General features: G+C 65.9%; 18 protein-coding genes and 1 pseudogene. 13 read left to right on the forward strand and 6 right to left on the reverse strand.

The genetic code is table 11. The annotated features are described in order from the left end of the window. Positions 1-12 precede the first annotated feature (12 nt). The 5 genes and pseudogenes from BLW32_RS17365 (at position 13) to BLW32_RS17385 (ending at position 6252) form a co-directional block, all read left to right on the forward strand. A complete protein-coding gene (locus BLW32_RS17365; protein WP_068520632.1) occupies positions 13-936 on the forward strand; it encodes a metal-dependent hydrolase in 924 nt (307 codons plus the stop codon). A gap of 3 nt (positions 937-939) precedes the next feature. After that, positions 940-2075: pseudogene (locus BLW32_RS28200) on the forward strand (hypothetical protein). Further along, a complete protein-coding gene (locus tag BLW32_RS17375) occupies positions 2072-2794 on the forward strand; it encodes an MgtC/SapB family protein (RefSeq protein ID WP_068739886.1) in 723 nt (240 codons plus the stop codon). Before BLW32_RS28200 ends, BLW32_RS17375 begins: the two are co-directional and overlap by 4 nt. Positions 2795-2894: 100 nt before the next feature. Then, entirely contained in the window at positions 2895-4202 is a 1308-nt protein-coding gene (locus BLW32_RS17380) for a KasA/KasB family beta-ketoacyl-ACP synthase (protein ID WP_068520640.1), read from the forward strand. Between the two features lie 151 nt (positions 4203-4353). Further along, positions 4354-6252: a DNA/RNA non-specific endonuclease gene (locus BLW32_RS17385; RefSeq protein ID WP_068739888.1), complete on the forward strand. Its 1899-nt coding sequence runs from the start codon at positions 4354-4356 to the stop codon at positions 6250-6252. 58 nt (positions 6253-6310) lie between these two features. Here BLW32_RS17385 and BLW32_RS17390 read toward each other — a convergent pair whose 3' ends face one another. Beyond that, on the reverse strand, positions 6311-6958 hold the full coding sequence (locus tag BLW32_RS17390; protein ID WP_068739890.1) for a TetR/AcrR family transcriptional regulator: 648 nt from the start codon (positions 6956-6958) through the stop codon (positions 6311-6313). 115 nt (positions 6959-7073) lie between these two features. On the opposite strand from BLW32_RS17390, the gene BLW32_RS17395 reads away from it, so the two are divergent. Genes BLW32_RS17395 through BLW32_RS17420 form a run of 6 tightly spaced genes read left to right on the forward strand, consistent with a single transcriptional unit; the run spans position 7074 to position 13320 of the window. Beyond that, on the forward strand, positions 7074-7940 hold the full coding sequence (locus BLW32_RS17395) for an alpha/beta fold hydrolase (protein WP_068739892.1): 867 nt from the start codon (positions 7074-7076) through the stop codon (positions 7938-7940). Beyond that, the gene (locus BLW32_RS17400) at positions 7937-8938 is read left to right on the forward strand and encodes a VOC family protein (RefSeq protein WP_068739894.1); all 1002 of its coding nucleotides are present in this window, start codon (positions 7937-7939) and stop codon (positions 8936-8938) included. Before BLW32_RS17395 ends, BLW32_RS17400 begins: the two co-directional genes overlap by 4 nt. Then, on the forward strand, positions 8935-10635 hold the full coding sequence (gene mhpA / locus BLW32_RS17405; RefSeq protein ID WP_068739896.1) for a bifunctional 3-(3-hydroxy-phenyl)propionate/3-hydroxycinnamic acid hydroxylase MhpA: 1701 nt from the start codon (positions 8935-8937) through the stop codon (positions 10633-10635). Before BLW32_RS17400 ends, mhpA begins: the two co-directional genes overlap by 4 nt. After that, positions 10632-11465 (forward strand): 2-keto-4-pentenoate hydratase, encoded by an 834-nt coding sequence (locus tag BLW32_RS17410; protein ID WP_068739898.1) that lies wholly within the window; start codon positions 10632-10634, stop codon positions 11463-11465. Before mhpA ends, BLW32_RS17410 begins: the two co-directional genes overlap by 4 nt. Next, positions 11462-12565 (forward strand): amidohydrolase family protein, encoded by a 1104-nt coding sequence (locus tag BLW32_RS17415; RefSeq protein WP_068739900.1) that lies wholly within the window; start codon positions 11462-11464, stop codon positions 12563-12565. The genes BLW32_RS17410 and BLW32_RS17415 overlap by 4 nt, the downstream gene beginning before the upstream one ends. Beyond that, on the forward strand, positions 12562-13320 hold the full coding sequence (locus BLW32_RS17420) for a 1-acyl-sn-glycerol-3-phosphate acyltransferase (protein WP_068739902.1): 759 nt from the start codon (positions 12562-12564) through the stop codon (positions 13318-13320). Before BLW32_RS17415 ends, BLW32_RS17420 begins: the two co-directional genes overlap by 4 nt. A 16-nt stretch (positions 13321-13336) precedes the next feature. On the opposite strand, the gene BLW32_RS17425 is transcribed toward BLW32_RS17420, so the two are convergent. After that, positions 13337-14200, reverse strand: a complete 864-nt coding sequence (locus BLW32_RS17425; RefSeq protein WP_068739904.1) for an alpha/beta fold hydrolase — start codon at positions 14198-14200, stop codon at positions 13337-13339. 71 nt (positions 14201-14271) lie between these two features. On the opposite strand from BLW32_RS17425, the gene BLW32_RS17430 reads away from it, so the two are divergent. Beyond that, positions 14272-14880, forward strand: a complete 609-nt coding sequence (locus BLW32_RS17430) for a TetR/AcrR family transcriptional regulator (protein ID WP_231857299.1) — start codon at positions 14272-14274, stop codon at positions 14878-14880. A 476-nt stretch (positions 14881-15356) separates the two neighbouring features. Next, on the forward strand, positions 15357-15569 hold the full coding sequence (locus BLW32_RS17435; RefSeq protein ID WP_068739909.1) for a hypothetical protein: 213 nt from the start codon (positions 15357-15359) through the stop codon (positions 15567-15569). Positions 15570-16226: 657 nt separating this feature from the next. Here BLW32_RS17435 and BLW32_RS27195 read toward each other — a convergent pair. From BLW32_RS27195 to BLW32_RS17450, 4 genes are all read right to left on the reverse strand, one after another. Beyond that, the gene (locus BLW32_RS27195; protein ID WP_437441751.1) at positions 16227-17567 is read right to left on the reverse strand and encodes a DUF6414 family protein; all 1341 of its coding nucleotides are present in this window, start codon (positions 17565-17567) and stop codon (positions 16227-16229) included. A 20-nt stretch (positions 17568-17587) separates the two neighbouring features. Further along, entirely contained in the window at positions 17588-19084 is a 1497-nt protein-coding gene (locus BLW32_RS26775; RefSeq protein ID WP_139286236.1) for an ATP-binding protein, read from the reverse strand. A gap of 285 nt (positions 19085-19369) precedes the next feature. After that, positions 19370-20005, reverse strand: a complete 636-nt coding sequence (locus BLW32_RS27200; protein ID WP_139286237.1) for a hypothetical protein — start codon at positions 20003-20005, stop codon at positions 19370-19372. After that, positions 20002-20586, reverse strand: coding sequence for a recombinase family protein (locus BLW32_RS17450; RefSeq protein WP_082791201.1), 585 nt, complete (start codon positions 20584-20586; stop codon positions 20002-20004). Before BLW32_RS17450 ends, BLW32_RS27200 begins: the two co-directional genes overlap by 4 nt. Between the last annotated feature and the right edge of the window lie 124 nt (positions 20587-20710).

The following is a 20710-nucleotide window of genomic DNA, read 5'->3' on the forward strand; positions in this document are numbered from 1 at the left end:
TATGTTCACCTCATGACGGAACTGCACCCCCGCAAGATGGACTTCCACTTCGACGAGGCGCCCGTGCCCTTCCTGTGGAACCCCGACAATCCCGCGTTCTCGTCGATGATGAACGCGGTCTCCTTCCTGGCCGTCGGCTTCGAGAAGATGATCGTCAAGCTGATCCTGCAGCTGCGCAAGGAGTTCGCCGACCCCGAGGTCGCCGCGGAGGCGACGGCGTTCATGCAGCAGGAGGGGCACCACTCGACGGCGCACCGTCGGCACGTCCAAGCCCTCATCGCCCAGTACCCGGGCCTGGAGAACACGCTCGATGCCGTGATCGGCGAGTTCGATCTGCTCACCGAGGCCACGTCGACCGACTACCGGCTGGCGTACACGGCCGACCTCGAGGCCACCTTCACGCCCGTCTTCAAGCTCATGCTCGACAACGAGGAGGCGCTGTTCCGCCCCGGCGACGACCGGGTGGCGTCGATGTTCCTGTGGCACTTCGTGGAGGAGGTGGAGCACCGCAGCTCCGCGCTCATCATCTACAACGCGATCGTGGGCAGCGAGGTGTACCGGATGCGGATGGCCCCGTCGATCTTCGCGCACGTGCTCAAGGTGATCCGCATCGCGTGCGCGGGCTTCAACCAGCACGTGCCGCTGAAGGACCGGAAGGTCGACGCGCTGTCGATGTTCGGCCGCTACCGGCTCAAGCAGAAGGTGCTCGTGGCGGTGGCGCCGCACCTGACGAAGGGCGCGATGCCGCGCGCCTTCGACGTATTGCCCAAGGCCGAGCAGGCCGTCGCGATGAAGGGCATCATCCGCAGCCAGATGCCGCTGCACGACCCGGCGCACGAGAACCTGCCGGTGCTCGCCGGCGAGTGGTTGCGCCGCTACGACAGCGGCGTCGACTGCACGCGCTGGTACGCCTCGGACGCGGCGATCGGGGCCTGACCGATGGACCTGTGCACCCCCACCTTCGACGCGCTGGCGCGCCGGATGGGCTTCACCTGCGACGACACCGGCGGCCTCGTGTCGGTACGCAGCCCGTTCCAGCTGGAGAACTGGACGCTGCCGGTACTCGAGCTGACGATCATCGTCGGCTCGGTCCTCATGCTGATCCACGCCTTCCGGCGGTGGCGCGCCGGGGACGCGACGAACCTCGCGGTGTGGTTCGGCGCGACCGCCTACCTGTTCGTCATCGAGCCGCCGCTCTACTTCCCCGGCGCCTTCGGCATCGACGGCTACGTGGACACGATGTTCGCGCACAACCTGTTCACGGTCGAGTTCCTCTGGGGCCGCCTGCCCCTGTACATCGTCGCCATCTATCCGATGATGGCGACGATGTCGTTCGAGATCGTCCGCATGCTGGGCGTCTTCCGACGGTGCGGGATCGTCCTCGGGGCGTGCACGGTCGGCCTGGTGCACGGGTGCTTCTACGAGATCTTCGATCACCTCGGCCCGCAGCTGCGCTGGTGGGAGTGGGCGCCCGACAATCCGATCAACCTGCCGTTCTTCGCCTCGTCCCGATGGGCTCGGTGGTGGTGTTCGCGGCGCTGTGGCCGATGTCGCTGGCGCTGTGCGTGCAGTTCATGGTCGGCCGCCACGTGGACGCGGGCGCGCGATTCACCGGCCCGCAGCTGGTGTGGCGCACCGTCGTCATCGGCCTGGCGGCGTCGGTGGGCACGTTCGTCCTGCCCCTGCCCGCCACGATCCTGGGCCTGGCCGGCGATACGGTGCGCGGCACCGTCTACGCCCTGGAACTGGCCCTCATGGCCGGGGCGGCCCTGTACGCGATCCGACGATGCCTGGCCCCCGCGCCCGGCGCACCGTCGATCCCGGCGCACCGCAACCGCCTGGTCCAGGCGTACGCCGCGGCGTATCTGGTGGTCTTCGCCCTGCTCTGGGCGACGGCCCTGCCGGCCTTCTTCGGGGCGGAGAACGGTGTGACGGAGGCCGGCGACCCCGTCGGGAACCTGCCGTTCGCACTCCTCTGCTTCGCCATCGGCATCGCGGCGGTGGCGGCCACCTTCGTGGCGCGCGCCCCGGACGCGGTTGCGCCGGCGGAGATCGGGAGCACCATGGAGGTGTGAGCACGCTCGCGGACTCATGGATCAGCGCCGGTCAGGGCTGGCGCCAGATCGAGCAGTTGGTTCTCGCGTTCTGCCTGTCCACCGTGGTCGGGCTCGAGCGCGAGTTCCGTGGCAAGAGCGCCGGGTTGCGCACCCAGGCGATCGTCGGCACCACGTCCGCACTCATCCTCCTGGTCAGCAAGTACGGATTCAGCAATGTCCTGACGCCGGGCGCCGTCATCCTCGACCCGTCCCGCGTCGCAGCGCAGATCGTCTCCGGGATCGGCTTCCTCGGCGCGGGGCTGATCATCACTCGGCGCGGCGCCATCCGCGGCCTGACCACGGCGGCGGCGGTGTGGGAGACGGCGGCGATCGGCATGGCCGCAGGCGCGGGGCTCGAGGTCCTCGCCGTCGCGGTCACGGCGCTCCACTTCGTGGCGGTCCTCGGCTTCACCCCGCTGGGGAGGACGGTCGCCGCGCGGGGTACCGCCGAACGCGGCGTCACGCTCACCTACCGCGACGGGGCCGGTGTGCTGCGGGAGATCCTGGGAGCGTGCTCGCGCCGCGGCTGGACTGTGGCGTCGCTCACGGTGGTGGACGGGCCCGCTGAGGAGGCGGGGCGGGACAGAACGGTCACCGTCGCATTATCGCTGGTCGGAAGGGGTGTCACCGAGGCCGGGGCCGCGCTCGGCGGCGTCGACGGCGTGCTCCGCGTCGACCGCGGCGCCGAGGACGACTGAAGGTGAACCGAACGGTTCGTGACGATCCCACAAGACACGGGGGTGAAGTTCTCACCTGAGAACAGCCGAATGCGCGTTTCGATCCTGTTTCATGGAGGTCATGGCAGACATCCGGAGTTTCAGCACGCTCGGCGGACAGTTCCCCAACGTCGTGGTCACCGCGATCGAGATGACCACCTCGATCGGCACCGACACCGAGTCCACGTGGGCGGGCCTTCTGGCCGGCAAGAGCGGCATTCGCGAGCTCAAGGGGGATTTCATCGGCGTCGACATCGCCGACCTCCCGGTCCGCTTCGGCGGCCAGCTGCTCGAGGATCCCACCTCCGAGGTGCCCGAGCGTCCCGACCGCAAGTACGCGGGCGACATCAGCAAGCAGCACGTGTCCAAGCGCCGCATGTCCTACGTGGAGCAGGCCGCGCACGTGATCACCAAGCGCCTGTGGGACAACGCGGGCCGCCCGGACGTCGATCACAACCGCCTCGCCGCGGTCGTCGGCACCGGTCTCGGCGGCGGCGAGTCGATGGTCGAGGCCGTCGACGCGCTGCGCGATCACGGCGTCCGCAAGGTCTCGCCGTTCACCGTGCAGATGGCCATGCCGAACGGCGCCTGCGCCGTCTCGGCCCTGGAGATCGGCGCCCGCGCCGGTGCCATCGCCCCCGTCTCGGCCTGCTCGACCGGCAATGAGGCCATCGCCCACGCCTGGCGCCAGATCGTCATGGGCGACGCCGACATCGCCGTGTGTGGTGGCATCGAGGGCAAGATCGACAGCCCCGTCATCGCCCCCTTCGCCATGATGCGCGCCCTCTCGACCCGCAACGACGACCCGCTGGCCGCGTCGCGCCCGTTCGACAAGGACCGCGACGGCTTCGTCTTCGGCGAGGCGCAGACGCTGATGATCATCGAGACCGAGGAGCACGCCCTCGCCCGCGGCGCGAAGCCCATCGCGCGCCTGCTCGGCGCCGGCATCACCTCCGACGGCTACCACATGGTCTCCCCCGACGTGGAGGGCGGCGGCGCCGCTCGCGCCATGAAGCGCGCCATGGAGACCGCCGGCCTCAAGCGCGAGGACATCGACTACATCAACGCGCACGCCACCGCGACCCCGATCGGCGACACCGCCGAGGCCAAGGCCATCAACGCGGTCGTCGGCACCGACGCGGCGATCTACGCCCCGAAGGGCGCGCTGGGCCACTCGATCGGCGCCGTCGGCGCCCTCGAGGCCGCCCTGACGGTGCTGTCGCTGCGCGACGGCGTCATCCCGCCGACCCTCAACCTGGACAACCAGGACCCCGAGATCGAGCTCGACGTGGTGCACGGCGAGGCGCGCAAGGGCGACTACAAGTACGCGCTGAACAACTCGTTCGGCTTCGGCGGCCACGACGTGGCGCTCGCCTTCGGCAAGTACTGATCTTCTTCACCAGGACCGGCGGTCGGGATTCTTCCGGCCGCCGGTTCTGTCGTTTCCGACGGTGCGCGGTGGGTGCGGCCTGCACGCGGCGTAGATCGCCGGTCGCGCTCTCACCGAGCCGCATTCCACGTTCTCGCCTACCGTTGAAGTTATGGCCGGAAACAAACGGAAGCCCGCAGCACCGTCGACCGAGCAGGCCAAGGATGCGCCTTCTGCCTCCACGGAGGCGCTGCGCAGGTTCGTGCGCGCCCGCGCCGCCGACTTCCTCGCCGACCCGAACGTGACCTCGGTGGGGATCGGGCACAAGGTCGTCGACGGCAAGCCCACCGATACCGTCGCGGTGCAGTTCACCGTGCGCCGGAAGGTGGCGCCCGAGGCGCTCGAGAGCCTGGGCACCGCGTTGCTGCCGGAGTCGGTCGAGGTCGACGGCGTAGCGGTGCCCACGGATGTGCTCGAGCGCAGTTACGAGCTCTCGTACCGGATCGTCGCCGAACCCGAGGCGGCACCGGCCGAGGCCAAGGCTCGCCTGGACCCGATCCGCCCCGGCATCAGCGTCGGCAACGTCAAGGTCTCCGCCGGCACCATCGGTGCGATCGTCTACGACCGCACCGACGGCACCCCGCTGATCCTGTCGAACTGGCACGTCCTCAACGGCCCGGGCGGGACGATCGGCGACACCGTCGTCCAACCCGGCGCCTACGACGACGATCGGGTCGACGAAAACCGCCTCGGGGTGCTGTACCGCTCCCACCTCGGGGTCGCCGGCGACTGCGCCGTCGCCACCATCGAGGACCGCGGCTACACCCCGGAACCGCTCGGGCTGACCGTCGCGCCGACCGAGCTCGGCGAACCCGAACTCGGCGACAAGGTGATCAAGAGCGGCCGCACCACCGGCGTCACCCACGGCCTCGTGCGCCGCATCGACGTCGTCGTCAAGATCAGCTACGGCGGCAGCGTCGGGGAGCAACAGATCGGCGGCTTCGAGATCGGCCCCGACCCCAGAAACCCCGCCCCCGACAACGAGATCAGCATGGGCGGCGACTCCGGCGCCGTCTGGCTGTTCAAGGCCGCCAACGGCCGCCCCACGGGGGTCTTCGCCGGCCTGCACTTCGGCGGTGAGGCCACCGGCAGCCCGGACGAACACGCGCTCGCCTGCCTCGGCACGTCCGTGTTCACCAAGCTCGGCATCACCCTCACGCCGCCGGCCGGCGCCCCCACCGCGCAGGCCGCCCCGGCGACGCGGATCGGCGCCGGGTACGACCCCGACTTCCTCAGCACCGCGGTGCCGGTACCCGCGGTGGATGCGAGCCTGGCCGACGACGCCGTCGAGGTCGACGGCAGCCCGGTCATCGACTACACGCACTTCTCGCTGACGCAGAGCCGATCGCGGCGCCTCACCCGCTGGGTCGCCTGGAACATCGACGGCACCACCCTCACGAGCATCGACCGCAGCGGCTCGAAGTTCGTCAAGGATCCGCGCCTGCCCGAGGACACGCAGGTCGGGAACGAGCTGTACTCCGGCAACCGGATCGATCGCGGCCACGTCGCCCGCCGAGCAGACCTCACCTGGGGCAGCCCGTCCGAGGCCGAGCAGGCCAACACCGACTCGTTCTACTACACGAACATCTCCCCGCAGGTCGAGGACTTCAACCAGAGTGCCCGCCAGGGCATCTGGGGGCTCATCGAGAACGCCGTCCTCACCGACGCCGAAGCGGAGAACCTCAAGGTCAGCGTCTTCGGCGGCCCCGTCTTCGGCGAGGACGACCGCACCTATCGCGGCGTCGCACTCCCCCGCGAGTTCTTCAAAGTCGTCACGTTCGTCGGCGACGGGAAGCTCGTCGCCCGAGGATTCCTGCTCACCCAGAACCTCGACCGGCTCGAGGCCCTCGATCTCGACGAGTTCCGCGCCTACCAGGTGAGCCTGACGACGATCGAGGAACGCACCAAGCTGCGCTTCCCGGACGAGCTCCACAGCGGCGACACCTACGCGGCGCCGGAGAGCCTCTCCGACCACCGACCGCTGGCGAGCATCGGCGACATCGCCTGGTAGTGCTTGCCGGACGATGTCCGGGTACGGCGATCACTTGCGACCGCCCGACCGTCCTACGTCACACCGGCAGCGCGATCGTCGGGAGCGGTAGAGCCACGATGCGGTCCGCGTCCTCCCGCTCGACACCGAGCTGAAGCAGGACGTGCCGGGCGTAGTCGTCGGAGGCCCGGGCGTCGTCACGATCCGGGTCGGCGTCGAGGAGCTGGATCAACCCGAGAAGCGCTCCGCCCGACATCATCAGCGCCATCTCGACGTCCGGGACGGTGAACCGCCCGGCGTCGAGACCGCGGCGAAGGTCCGCAAGCGCGCGCGGGCGTAGACCGCGGTCTGTGAGCAGTACCGACATGCCCTGGTGCAGGATCACCCGGACGAGTTCCGGCAGGTGACGCTGCAGTCGGCCGACCATGCGGAAGCTCACTGCGAACACCTCTGCGGGATCGTCGATGCCGCGGACGACCTGGTCACGCAGATCGCCCCAGTCGTCGAGCACGCTGGCCACGGCCTCGGCGAACAGCTCTTCCTTGGTATCGAAGTGGTTGTAGAAGCTGCCGAAGCCCACGCCGGCCTCCTCGGTGATCTCCTGCACGCTCACGGCGGACCGGCCGTCCGCGAGGAGCCTCCGGGCGGCGCCGATCAGGGCGTTCCGCGTGCGGGCCCGGCGCGGGTCGGGCCGCCGCGCGGACGCATCAGCGGTCTCGGTGGTCATGTCTGCCGACTCCTTCCGGGCGAAGTTCTTGGATAAATCTATCAGAAACCGCTTGACATCGCTCCGAGACTTTCTGATGATGTTGTCAGAAACTTCATCGAGCGAGAGGCCCAGGATGACTTCCACCACCGCCACGCGAACCGAGCGCACCGTCGAGGTCGGGCGCCGCCGAATCTTCGTCACCGAGGCGGGCGAGGGCACTCCCGTCGTCCTTCTGCACGGCGGCGGCCCGGGCGCGACGGGCGCCTCGAACTACTCGCGCAACATCGACGCACTCGCCGAGAAGTTCCGCGTGATCGTGCCCGATATGCCCGGGTACGGGCGGTCGAGCAAGGACATCGACCAGAGTGATCCGTTCGGCGATCTCGCGATGTTCGTCCGCGGCCTGCTCGACGCGCTCGACATCGAGCGGGCGCACCTCGTCGGCAATTCCTACGGTGGGGCGGCGGCCCTGCGGCTCGCGATGGATCGGCCCGACCGCGTCGGCAGGCTGATCCTCATGGGCCCCGGCGGGATCGGCACCACCCGCGCGCTCCCGACGAAGGGGCTCAATGCGCTCCTGGGCTACTACGGCGGCGAAGGACCGAGCAAGGAGAAGCTCAGCGAGTTCATCCGCGAGTACCTGGTTTACGACGCCTCCGCCATCGGGGACGACCTCATCGATCTTCGCTACCAGGCGAGCATCGTGCCGGACGTGGTGGCGAACCCTCCGCTGCGCCGGCCCTCCGGCCCCACCGCCCTGCGCACGCTCCTGCGCATGGATCTCACGCGCGACCGCCGCCTGGCGGACGTGCAGGCCCCGACCCTGGTGATCTGGGGTGCCGACGACAAGGTCAACCGACCGGCCGGCGGGCCCGCGCTGGCGAAGACGATGCCGAACTGCGACCTGTACGTCGCGGCGCGGACGGGTCACTGGGTGCAGTGGGAGCGCGCGGACCTGTTCAACGAACTCGCGAGCACCTTCCTCGGCGGCGACGCATGACAGCGGTCTTCGGCGCCGTCCATCTCGGATACCTCGTCGTCGAGTCCCGGAAGATGCAGCAGTGGCACCGTTTCGGCGCGGACGCCATCGGGCTGCACGTCGACGAGCTCGATGCGGACACCCTCCGCTTCCGGCTCGACGAGAACGAGTGTCGCTTCCTCATCCGCCGCGGCCCGGCCGAGGACCTGATGGCGATCGGCTGGCAGATCGACGATCACGAGACCTTCGACGAGATCCTGCGGCGCGTGAGCGATCGCGGCGTCCCGATCATCGAAGGCACCGATGAGGAGGCGGCGCTGCGCGGCGTCGAGCGGCTATGGCGCTTTCCCGGCCCGAAAGGTCTTGCGCAGGAGATCTTCACGACCGTGCGGAGCACGACGAAGCCGCTGCGCATGCTCACCTCCGGCTACGTGACCGGCGCCTCCGGCATGGGACACGTCGCGATCACCTCCCGGAACCCGGCGAGCATCCACCGCTACTACGGCACCGTCTTCGACTCGCGACTCTCCGACTACATCGACGAGAACATCAACGGATTGACGCTCAAGATCCGGTTCCTGCGGGTCAACGAGCGACACCACTCGATCGCCGTCGCGGGCCTGCACCACCTGCCCGTCGACCCCATCCGCACCCGGGCGCAGCACGTCAACATCGAGGTCGCCGACCTCGACGACATGCTCGCTGCGCACCAGCGGGTCCGCGACCTCGGCTTCCGGATCGCGTGGACGGTCGGGCAGCACACCAACGACCGCGAGCTGTCGTTCTACTGCGTCACGCCGTCGGGCTTCGAACTCGAGGTCGGCTGGAACCCCGTCGTCGTCACGCCCGAGCTCGAGGCGGCATGGCAACCGACCACCTACCAGGGCATCAGCATCTGGGGTCACGACACCGTGCACCTGAGCGACAACCTCGCCCAGGTCCGCGACGCGATCCGCAACCTCCGCCGCCCCGAACGAGCCGTCCCCGCCCTCAGCACACCGATCGGAACCACGAAGTGAACGACTACGACGTCGCCGTCGTGGGCCTCGGCCCCACCGGCCTGACCCTCGCCCACCTCCTCGGCCGACGGGGCCTGTCCGTCCTCGTCCTCGAACGCGAACCCCACTTCTACGGCAACGCCCGCGCCGTGTACACCGACGACGAGGCACTGCGCGTCTTCCAGACGGCAGGCGTCGCCGACGAGATCCACGAGGACATGAACGTCGATTCGGCGGTGCAGTGGGTGACCTCCGATGGCGAGGTGCTCGTCCAGTTCCGCCAGCCCCAGCGCCCGCTGTGGTGGCCGGTGACCAACTTCTTCTATCAGCCCTATCTCGAGACGAAGCTGGGCGATGCGCTCGTCCGATACCCAAACGTCGAGGTCCGACGGGGCCGCGAGGTGATCGAGCTCGATCAGGACGCCGACGGCGTCACGGTCGTCCACGCGACGTCCACCGGCAGCGGGTACGGCAAGCAGGACAACGTGATCGACGACGCCACCCGCGAGACGGTGCGCGCGTCCTACCTCGTCGGGGCCGACGGTGGCCGCAGCGTCATCCGCACCCGCCTCGGGATCGACATGAGCGGCAAGAGCTTCCCCGAGCGGTGGCTCGTCGTCGACCTCGCCGCCAAGGACGGCGCCGACCCGTTCCGGCACCTGCCGTACTTCGACTTCGTCTGCGACCCCGACATGCCGACGGTGAGCTGCCCGCAGCCCGGCGGGCATCACCGGTTCGAGTTCAACCTCTCCGAGGACGACGAGAAGGACGACTTCGAGTCCGATACGACGGTGCGCCGCCTCATCGGACGGTACGTCGACGTGGACGAGGTCACCGTCGCGCGACGCTTGGTCTACACCTTCAACGCGGTCGTCGCCGACCGCTGGCGCGAGGGCCGGATCCTGCTCGCCGGCGACGCCGCGCACATGACCCCGCAGTTCATCGGTCAGGGCATGAACGCCGGCGTCCGCGACGCTGACAACCTCTCCTGGAAGCTCCAGGCCATCCTGCAGCACGGGGCGGATCCCGCGATCCTCGACACCTACGAGTCGGAACGCCGCCACCACGCGAAGGCGATGATCGACCTCTCGGTCTTCAACAAGTCGCTCGTCTCCGTGCAGAGCCCGGCCCTCGCCCGATCCCGTGACCTCGCACTGCGTACGGCGATCCATGTACCCGCGCTCGGCGCGTGGGTGCGCCGAGCCGGCATGAAGCCCAAGCCGCGCTTCCGCCGTGGTGAGTACCTGGGCCTTGAGCGCCGACCGGTCCGGGGCATCGAGGGCACGCTGCCGCCGCAGCCCGTGGTGCGGCGCTACGACGGGCATCGGGTCCGGCTCGACGACGCCCTCGGCATCGGTTGGGCCGTCATCGGATTCGAGACCGATCCGCGCGAGTGCCTCGGCGACGGCGCCACCGCGTGGGAGCGCCTCGGCGCGAGCTTCGCGACGATCTACCGCTCCGGCGCACGGCCGCAGGGGCGAATCGGCGACGGCCGCCGGCAGGCGGGCCTCATCGATCTCGAGGACACCGACGGCCTGCTGACCTCGTGGCTACGGCGCGCAGGTCACCGCCCGGGCACGGTTCTCGTCCTGCGCCCGGACAAGTACGTCTTCGGTGCGAGCCACGACGCCGCGCACCTCACCCGCGAGGTGCAGCGTCGCCTCCGACTCACACCCGCCGACTCCCCCACCCGCATCGCCACCGGAAGGCCCGCATGAGCACCGACACCATCACCACCGCCGCGCGGCGACTGCTGACCGCAACCGACCGTCGCAACCCCTGCGCGCCGGTGCGCGACCTCATCGGTCCCACCGATGTCACGGCGGCGTACGCCGTGCAGCAGCTGCTGACCCAGGACCGGATCGAGCGCGGCGGCGTCGTCGTCGGGCACAAGATCGGCCTGACCAACCGCCTCGTCCAGCAACAGCTCGGCGTCGACCGGCCCGACTTCGGGGTGCTGTTCGCCGACATGGACTACTCCGGCAGGCCGATCCCACGGGCGGCGCTGCTGCAGCCGAAGGTCGAGGCGGAGATCGCGTTCGTCCTGGGCGAGGACCTGGTCGGCGACTTCACGGTCGAGACGGTCCGACGGGCCGTCGCTCGCAGCCACGCCGCCATCGAGGTGGTCGACAGCCGGGTGGAACAGTGGGACATCAGCTACGCCGACACCGTCGCCGATAACGCCAGTGCCGGCGTCTACGTGCTCGGCGACCGCCTCCCCGCCGGGGTCGATCCCTCGTCGGTGCGGATGACGATGACCGTCAACGGCGAGACCGCGTCCTCCGGCTACGGGACGGACTGCCTGGGCGGCCCGCTCAACGCGGTGCTGTGGCTCGCGGAGACGGCTCGCGATCTCGGTGAGCCGCTGCGCGCCGGCCACGTCATCCTCTCCGGAGCACTCGGCCCCATGGTCGCCGTCGGCCCGGGCGACCATGTCGAGGCACGGATCGTCCTCGGCGACGAGACGATCGGCGCCGCGGTCGTCGACTTCGCACCCGAACCGCCACTGCCTGCCACCTCCCCGCTGACGAACGGATCGACCCGATGATCAACCGCCGCAACCTCCTCGCCGGCGTTGCGACCGCCGCCGGCGCAGCGACTCTCGGTGCCGGCGCCCTCGGCGCTTCCTCGGCCAACGCCGAACCCGCGAAGCAGTTCACCGCGCCCAAGGGGCAGTACCGGATCGACCTGCACGCGCACTTCCTTCCCCCGGAGTACCGGTCGGCGCTGCTCTCGCACGGCCACTTCACCATCGGCGGCTATCCCACGCCCACCTGGTCACCCGAGGCCGACATCGCCTTCCAGGACTACTACGGCATCTCCGCCCGCGTACTCGCCGTCTCGGATCCGGGCGTCTCGTTCCTCCCGGGCAAGGAGGCCGCGGACCTCGCGCGGTACTGCAACACCTACGCCGCGGACCTGATCAAGCGCCATCCCAAGCGGTTCGGGAGCTTCGCCGTCCTGCCGATGCCCAACATCGTCGCGTCGATCGCGGAGCTCGCCCACGCGCTCGACGTACTGCACCTCGACGGTGTCACCCTGCTCAGCGCGTACGACGGCGTCTACCTCGGCGACCCGCGTTTCGAGCCGCTGATGATGGAACTCAACCGACGCTCGGCCTACGTGTTCGTCCATCCCGCCGCGATCCCCGACGACGCCAAACCGCACCTGCCGCTGCCGGATTTCCTCGCCGAGTTCACTTTCGACACCACCCGCGCAGCGATGCTGATGATGACGACCGGTGTCACCAAGCGCTACCCGAACATCCGGTTCCAGCTCTCCCACGCCGGCGGCACCCTCCCGTTCCTGACCCACCGCATCGGCGTCGCCTCGCAAACCGGCCTCGGTCGACTACCTCTACCGAAGATCTCTCTGCTCGACGTCCAGTCGCAAGTCGCCGGCATGTACTACGACACCGCGCTGAGTGCGGCCCCCACCGCGATGAACAGCGTGCTCGCCGCGACGAGCCGTGACCACGTCGTCTTCGGCAGCGACTGGCCGTTCTCCGCGTTGGTGCTGGACCAGCACGGCGACCGCGACCCCGCGCCAGGATTGAGCGAGACCTTCACCACCGAGCAGCGTCTGGAGATCGAACGGCACAACCCGCTCAAGCAGCTTCCACGGCTGAAGAACGCGATCGGGAGATGACGGACTGGAGCGACCGGATCGCGCGCGCCCTTGAGACGGCCGTCGCGCTCTACAACCGGCACGAGACCACCATCGCGGCGCCGATCCCCGACGAGCCGGTGCCGTTCGTGGCCAATCACGGCTTCGGCGGCGTCTTCGACCTCAACGTCGTGGCGTTCGGCATCGCCCACCGCGCCAGCGGCGACGACCGGCCGGTGATCGCGCTGACGCACCAGGTGGCCTGGCAACTCGGCGTCGGAAAGCTCCTCGAACCCTTCGGCGCCCGGTCCGCTGGCCGCGCGACCGCCGACGAGGCCCTCACTGACGGCAAGCACGTCCTCGTCTTCCCCGGCGGCGACATCGACGCCTTCAAGTCCTGGAAGGACCGCAACACGGTGATGTTCGCGGGCCGGGCGGGCTTCGCCCGCCTCGCACGGGAGGCCGGCGTCCCGATCGTGCCGGTGGTCACCAGCGGTGGCGGGGAATCCGTCATCGTCCTCGACGACGGTGCCGCCCTCGCCGAGGCGACCGGCGCGCGCGAGCGATTCCGCCTGCACCGCCTGCCGATCACCGTCTCCATCCCCTGGGGGATCAACATCGGCACCGTCGGCCTGCTCCCGTACGTGCCGCTGCCCACCAAGCTCCGCACCACCTTCCTGCCCGCCATGCACCCCGTCCCGGCCGAAACCGACGACGACTACGCCGACCGGGTTCGCACCGCGATGCAGACCGAACTCGACCGCCAGACCCGTCACCGACGCCCGATCATCGGGTGAGAGGAGGAGACTCCGGTCAAGCCGGGAACCGGGTGGCGATGGCTGCGGCGAACTCCTCCGGCGCGAACTCCTGCACCAAGTGCCCAGCCCCTGCGACCTCCACGAACTCGACATCTGTGAAGTCGCGGGCGATCCCCGGAAAGTAGTCGCTCGGCCTGAAAACCCTGTCGCGCATACCCCAAATCACGAGCGCGGGCTTGCTCCCCAGGTTCCCAGGAACCGATGTCGCCAGATCCGCGAGAAACGGCTCCGCTTCACGGATCTCGCGCGGCATTACCGCGAGAGCTCGGCGCGCCTCGGGTGTGGGCTGCACCGCGCGATAGTGCTCGATCTCCGCAGGCGTCAGTACCCGCCCCGCCTTAGATACGAGAATCCGATCGACCATCAGGTTCCTGTCGACGATGCGACGCTGCATCGAGCCTGAGCTCATGACCGCACTGAAGAGTCGCTTCGCCAGAGCCGTGTTCGGCCAATAGGTCGTGTTCGCCAGCACGCTCCCGCGGACCCGGTCGGAGCGCTCCACAGCTGCACCGAGCGCTATCGGACCGCCCCAATCGTGTCCGACCACAATGAAATCAACCAATCCCAGATGATCGACCAGTTCTCCGAGGGCCGCCGAGAGCTCGGGGACGGTGTAGCCGAATCCTTCAGGCCGCTCCGACAACCCGAACCCGAGGTGGTCAACCGCGATACAGCGATAGCTGCCCCGCAACGCGCCGATGATCCGGCGATAGACGAAACTCCACGTCGGGGTTCCGTGGCAGAAGAGGAGGACGGGGCCGCGCCCTTCGTCGACGTAGTGCATCATGCCCATACTTGTCGTGAACCACCGTGCCTCGAACGGGAAGAGATCGTGATCAGGTGTGAACTCGACATGCATGACGGAGCCTCCCTCGACGACGTGCTACAGGTGTAGCCTACGCCTGAGGCTACACCTGTAGCATGAATGCTGTGGCCGACGAAGTCAGAGATTCGCCAGCGATCGCGAGCCGGCGGGACGTGATCAGCGCTAGCGCTATCCGAATCCTCGCCAGAGAGGGAGTCCGAGCGCTGACCCATCGCGCGGTCGACGCTGCCGCAGGGTTGCCGCCAGGGTCCACGTCCCGTGTGGCCCGGACCCGCGAAGCGCTCTTGACGCTGGTCGTGAACACGCTCGCCGAACGGACTCTTACCGATTCCGATGACACCGCAGCGTCGTTGGCACGCCTTGCCGATCGCGGCAACCTCACGATCGACGAGCTTGCCGAGCTGTTGACGACACTCGTCGAATCGCTCGCTTCCCGGCGCGACGACATGCGCGCGCGGTACGCATTGATCCTCGAACTTCACAACTCGCCCACACTGCACGCGAAACTGACGACCGGGTCTGAGGTCCACCGGACTGGGTATGCCGTCATCTCGTCCGCACTGGACCTCGCCGGGCTCCCCACGTCGAGCAGTGACGTCGACACATTGATTCGTCTTGCGGACTCACTGACCTTCTATCGCACAGCTGTCGACACTGGTGCGCCGATCCGCCCCGTACTCGCCGCATTCCTCAGAGGACTCCGCGAAAGCTGACACGTCGCGACTCGAACAACTCGACCCGATCCACACGCTCGTGAGCTGGCGGGGGGCCGAGATCCGATTCGGCGCCCCATCGATATGACTCGACCGATCAATGAGCGCGGGATCCGTGGCGCGACCTATTAGACGATGCAGCGCTTACGTGAGTTGCCCCACCAGGAGTACGTCGAATCGTATGCCCCCCGCCTCCACCGTCCCACCCACTCGCCCCGCCTGCTTCGGCGATTTCGCCTGCCGTTGAAGCTATGTCCGAAACAAACGGAAGCCCGCCGCACCGTCGACCGAGAAGGCCAAGGATGCCCCTTCCCTCCCGTCTCCACGGACGCGCTCCTCTCCGATGCCGAAGCGGATAACCTCAGGGTCAGCGCCGTCGGCGGACCCGTCTTCGGCGACGACGACCGCACGTACCGGGGCGTCGCGCTCCCCCGCGAGTTCTTCAAGGTCGTCGCGTTCGCCGACGAGGGAAGCTCGTGGCCCGAGGGTTCCTGCTCACCCGGAACCTCGACCGGCTCGAGGCCCTCGAACTCGATGAGTTCCGCGCCTATCAGATGAGCCTGCCGACGATTGAGGACCGGACCAAGCTGCGCTTCCCGGACGAATTCCACAGCGGTGAAACCTACAACGCGCGGGAGAGTCTCGCCGAGCACACGCCGCTGTGGAGCGTTAGCGACATCGCCTGGTAGAGCTTCGCTGTGCCCCCGGGCAACACTCGGATTCTGCCCGCTCTCGGCCGGGACTCCGCACCCCCGCTCCACTGCGGACTTCCATCACGAACGCGCGCGTCACGAAGGAATCCCTGAGGCAAAGACCACCAATATCGGAAACGGCCCAGCGATTTACGCCCCCAACGGGGACTGGGTTACTCGATCGACGCGGTCAGCGCCCCCGGCGCTGCGCTGGCGGGCTGTCACAGCGCCACGGCGTCATCCCGCCGACGCTGAACTTCAATCCCAAGATGGACCTCGACGCTTTGCACGACAAGGCACGCAAGGGTAGTCACAAGCGCGCCCTTAACAACTCATTCGGCTTCGACGCTGACGACGTCGCGCTGACCTTCGGCAAGTGCGACCTGAATACTAGAACGTCAGTTGGGATTGTTCCCAGTCGCCGGTTCTGTCGTATCCAGCTCGTTCACTCCGCCGGTTCGAGGGACGTCGGAATGCGCCGCCCGATCGAACTAGGGTGCTCGCTCTCGATTCGCGCGCCTACGCGTGGTACCCATATCGATCTTCACCCACGAATTCTGCGGCACCCACCAAATCTCGCGAACCACATTCATCGCTCACTAGCGGATATCATTAGTACTCAATCTCGAACTGTGCCGATCGGCCATCCGCCGTCTACCAATATATCGCAATAACATCAACTTCCAAGAGTTGAGCCGCTTCGCCAGCATGATTATTCGGCGTGTCAGCATCATTGTCATCACGCTCGGGAACGCCAAAGACCGAAATCTTTGCAAAATCAATAGCGGCCTGCCGAACCTCAACGTCCTGCTCAGGAACGATTGTCACCCCTGCGTCCGACAAACACGCCGCTAGAGCGCCGAATGCTTCGCGCCTTGAATCGGCGATCCGCCACTCGCCGGCAAGAGCGAGAGTCGTGAGATCGATCAGAGCCCTGTCTTCTTCCGAGATTGAAACATCAGAAGCGGCACTCCATAGCTCCACATATTTCTCTAAAGCGACGACGAAAGCGTTGGCGCCACGATCTTCCTCACTCCGTCCTCCCGTCATGTCGCCGAAACGCAGCTGCGAGAACGCCGAAACTACTTGATCACCGCCAGGAACCGTGTCGGCAAACAGATCCAACAGCTTGACCGGCGTCCAAGAATCTCGAACACCCCCAACTACAACCCGACCGAGAACAGTTACCTTGACACTCGAGAACAGCACCCTTCGAATATCTTTCCAAAAGCATTCTTTGTCGAGCACTGCCACCAGTTCCACCTCGGAGGTTTCAAGTTCAAATCTGTCAGCGCAGCCGGATTCGACGAGATACTTTTCACCTTCACGATCGAGCAGTCGAACATTTATTACTTTACACCGTATAGGAACCAGGCCGGCCATGAAGTGGTCGACCAGCTTAGTGTACGACTTCAGCTCAGATATCATCGGGTCACTCGAGTCCAAGCCAGGAATCTGTATGTCCTCACTCAGCGAGGCGATCTCCCTCATTACCGAATTTGTCGCATAGGATTCATCGGCTTCAAGACGGACGTCTAGCTCTAAGAGATCTCCACGGCTCAAGGAAGATACCGGTCGTGAAACTGCGCCGTCCTTCAAAAGATCATCGACTTTCCGCAGCTTTCGAGACTGTTTCGCAGGATACACAAGACCAGTTTCAGCAACCTGCCCTTTTAGCCGTCTGAACTGCGACTGAATATTTGCTTTGCGAGTCGCCTGCACCGTTTGGCTACTTTTTGATTGGAAACTAGACTTCGCGCTGATTGAAGGTGAGTCCTTCAATGCAATACCACCGCCAAGTTCCGACCCCGCAGACTCCTCATATGCCCTACCCTCTTGGATTTGCTCAGTGAGCTCACCCTCACGAGATACAAGCAAGCTGACAACGCTAATCTCGTCGAGGTAGATAAACTCGGTGAACAGGGAGTGCTTTGCCTCCCGCGACCTGGACCTCGTTAACCATCTCCAAGATCGAACGAAATAGTTTCGCCTCATCGCCCCATACCCTCTTCCCTCTAACGACAACTCATGCGTTCGTATGCCGCTACGACATCTTCGACATGAAGCGCACCTCGCTGATCATTGGCTGCTATGATAGCGGCTTCTGTCCAAATCGACGTCAGTTTAGCTGCCGACCATCCATCAGTTCTACGTGCCAATTCGGCGACCGGAATCGCACCAGGATCCACGAAACTAACTCGTTCCATGGAGACACGAAGAATGTCCCTCCGATCGGACTCAGTCGGGATACCGAACTCTATACTCCAATCGAATCGACCTGGCCGGCGAAGCGCTTGGTCTATTTCATCGGGACGATTCGTCGCAGCGATTACCAGAATCTTGCTTCGATGCTCTCTGAATCCGTCAATGAGCGTCAGCAACTGTGCCACCACTCGCTTCGATGACTCATGCGAGCTATCAGTACGTTCTTCGGCAATACTATCGATTTCGTCGAAGAATATTATTGCGCGATCCTTGGAGGCGGCATCATCGAATATCTTCCGGAGGTTGCCTTCGCTATCGCCAACCCACTTGCTGACAATCTCTGGGCCACTGATGGAATAGAAAGCCGCGTCTGATCTATCTGCGATTATCCGGGCCAAGTAGGTCTTCCCCGTGCCCGGTGGCCCTGTGAACAAGACTCCACGAATCGGCCGGGCGTTAATACTGTCTAGTTTGTCCGCATGGAGCAACGGCACCTCAATGAGCTCTCTCGCCCTCGCAACAACTTCGGGATATCCACCGAAATCCTCGAACCGCAACCGCTGATCCGGGTCAACCTTCCAGCAATACCGCTCGATGTCAAATTCGTCAACACTATTCCGGGGAAATACGGGAAACTCTTCGAGTTCAGATCGAATCCCAACAGCGGAACTGAACGCAACCGTATGCCCAACATTTGCCGGGTTTGATTCTCGACTCGGTATCAGGTGAAAATTGAATCCGTCATCGACTAGCACCTTGTCTTGATACACACCGCGCACGACACCAACCTTAATCGATTCAGGCCAAGGAATTTCATCTTCTTTCGAGATTCCACCATGTTCATCGAGCATGATGACATCTCCTGGCTGCAAGTCGAAGTCAAGCCCTTCAGTCGTCGTATAGCCCGACTTGCCATCGGCGAAAACCACATCTATCCTGCGCCTCTCGTACGAGACCGTGACGACAACGGCCAAGTTCCCAGATTTCTGATTTCGGGGATCGCGAGTTTCAGTTTCACCACCGTCGCCTGGTTCAAGGTGAACCTCCGCTGTCGGATCAACCTCTACCGTCGACTCATTTGCGTCGACGTCGTCAAACATCCACGACTCGCCCAAGATGAATCCGGTGTCGTTGGCTAAGATGATACATCCCACGAAATATTCGTCAGGGACCGCCGATGTGCATTTGAGGATACTAAAGAACCCATTTTTAGCGCGGACAGTTAACGTCTTTCGATCTTCTGAAAAAGAAGCCACTTTCATCGGAAAGCCGCCTGAAATGCTGTCAATTGCTTGCGGATCGCTCACCAATCGGATCCTAGCGTAGCTACGTCCAAATGACGCATATTGCGTCTACGTCACGCACTTCCGTGGCGTGCCGGAGCATCACGGTGCGAAGACTCGAGCCACAGAAGCCGCCCGGCAAGCCGCCTACCTGCGGCGATGTGGTGCCCCCGGTGAGACTCGAACTCTTTCGTACCCCCACGTGAAGGCGGCAATACCAACCCCGGCCTGGTGATTCTGTTGACGCCGTGTGACGGTTGATGACCTGCGTTGACGCGAATGTGTGCTCATTTCGTGCTCATTCCCGCTCTACGCGAGAGCAGGAGGACGAACCACTACGCAAGGCGCGCGCAGCATGGAGGTCTCCGTACTCATGCCCACGGCAATGATCGCGGCCGCTGCAAGGTTGAAGACCTCTCCGCCTTCGAGATCGGATTCGACGCGGCCGGTCGCGACGCGCGTTGCGAACTCCTCCGCGGCCACGCGTGCGTCTGCGATGTGTGGCTCCGGCGCGAGCCGGTCCTTCGCCCCAGCGGTGACGAGCGCCTCCCAGACCAGCAGGTCGAGCGCACCCGCCAGGAACCCGTCGACATCGATTCCCCCTCGCACCGGTCGACCAGAGTGCCGTGCTATCGCCCGCAGCACGTAATTGGTCTCCTGCACCCCGAACCCAAGCGCGCTGGTCCCAGCGCTCGCACACCAAGCACGGTTCCCCTCCCCCACACGAGCGCGTCCCAAGCCCGAAGTAGCAACAGGAGCAGGGACATAAACCGGAGCTTCGATTCCGAGCGCCACCTGACGGCCGGCGTTGAGGTCTGCCACTAGCAGATCAACGAGCTCGTCCAGGTCACGCCCGCCACCAGCATTCGAGCCAGTGATTCGCCACCAGCCGATGTTCCGGACGCTACCAACGTCGATTGCAGCAACAACAAGGTTCTCAGTCACGCAGCCTCCCGCAACGCGCGACGGACGGTGGACTCACTGACACCGAGAGTCTCGGCTACCTCTGCTGGACGTTCTCCTCCACGGCACAGCATCACGACGTGACGTCGCTGATCAGCAGTCAGCTTCGCGGGGCGCCCACCGAACCTGCCCTTCGCCCGTGCAGCCTCAAGTCCCGCACGGGTGCGTTCTTGGAGAAGGTCGCGTTCCATGGCAGCGAGTGCCGCGAGCATCGCGTACATGAATCTTCCCATCGCGGTGCTCGTGTCAATCGACTCAGTGAGTGATACGAGGCCGATGTCCTCCGCGGCGAACCTCTCCCCGAGCTCGACGAGGTGCTTCATCCCGCGACCGAGACGTGAGAGCGAGTAGACGATGACGGTGTCGCCAGGCCGAAGATCGGCGAGCATCGCGTCGAACCGCGGCCGGGACGTTGCGGCCCCGCTCACCCCATGGTCGACGTAGAGCGCGTCAACTCCCGCTCGGTCGAGCGCGGCGATCTGCAGCGCCTCGTCCTGACCATCGGTCGACACTCGCGCGTACCCGAGCCGACGCCCTGCCTCGGCAGCTCTGTCTGTGTCCACGCATCGATTGTGTCAGAACATGTCCACAACACGAGTTCTGAACGCGCTTGGGATGCGGACGTTTTGACACAGGTTTGTGACTGAGCTCGACCCGCGGACGGGCCGTCGCACTGGCGACGGTCAC

This window comes from Tsukamurella tyrosinosolvens, from assembly GCF_900104775.1.
In the GTDB taxonomy this organism is placed as follows: domain Bacteria; phylum Actinomycetota; class Actinomycetes; order Mycobacteriales; family Mycobacteriaceae; genus Tsukamurella; species Tsukamurella tyrosinosolvens.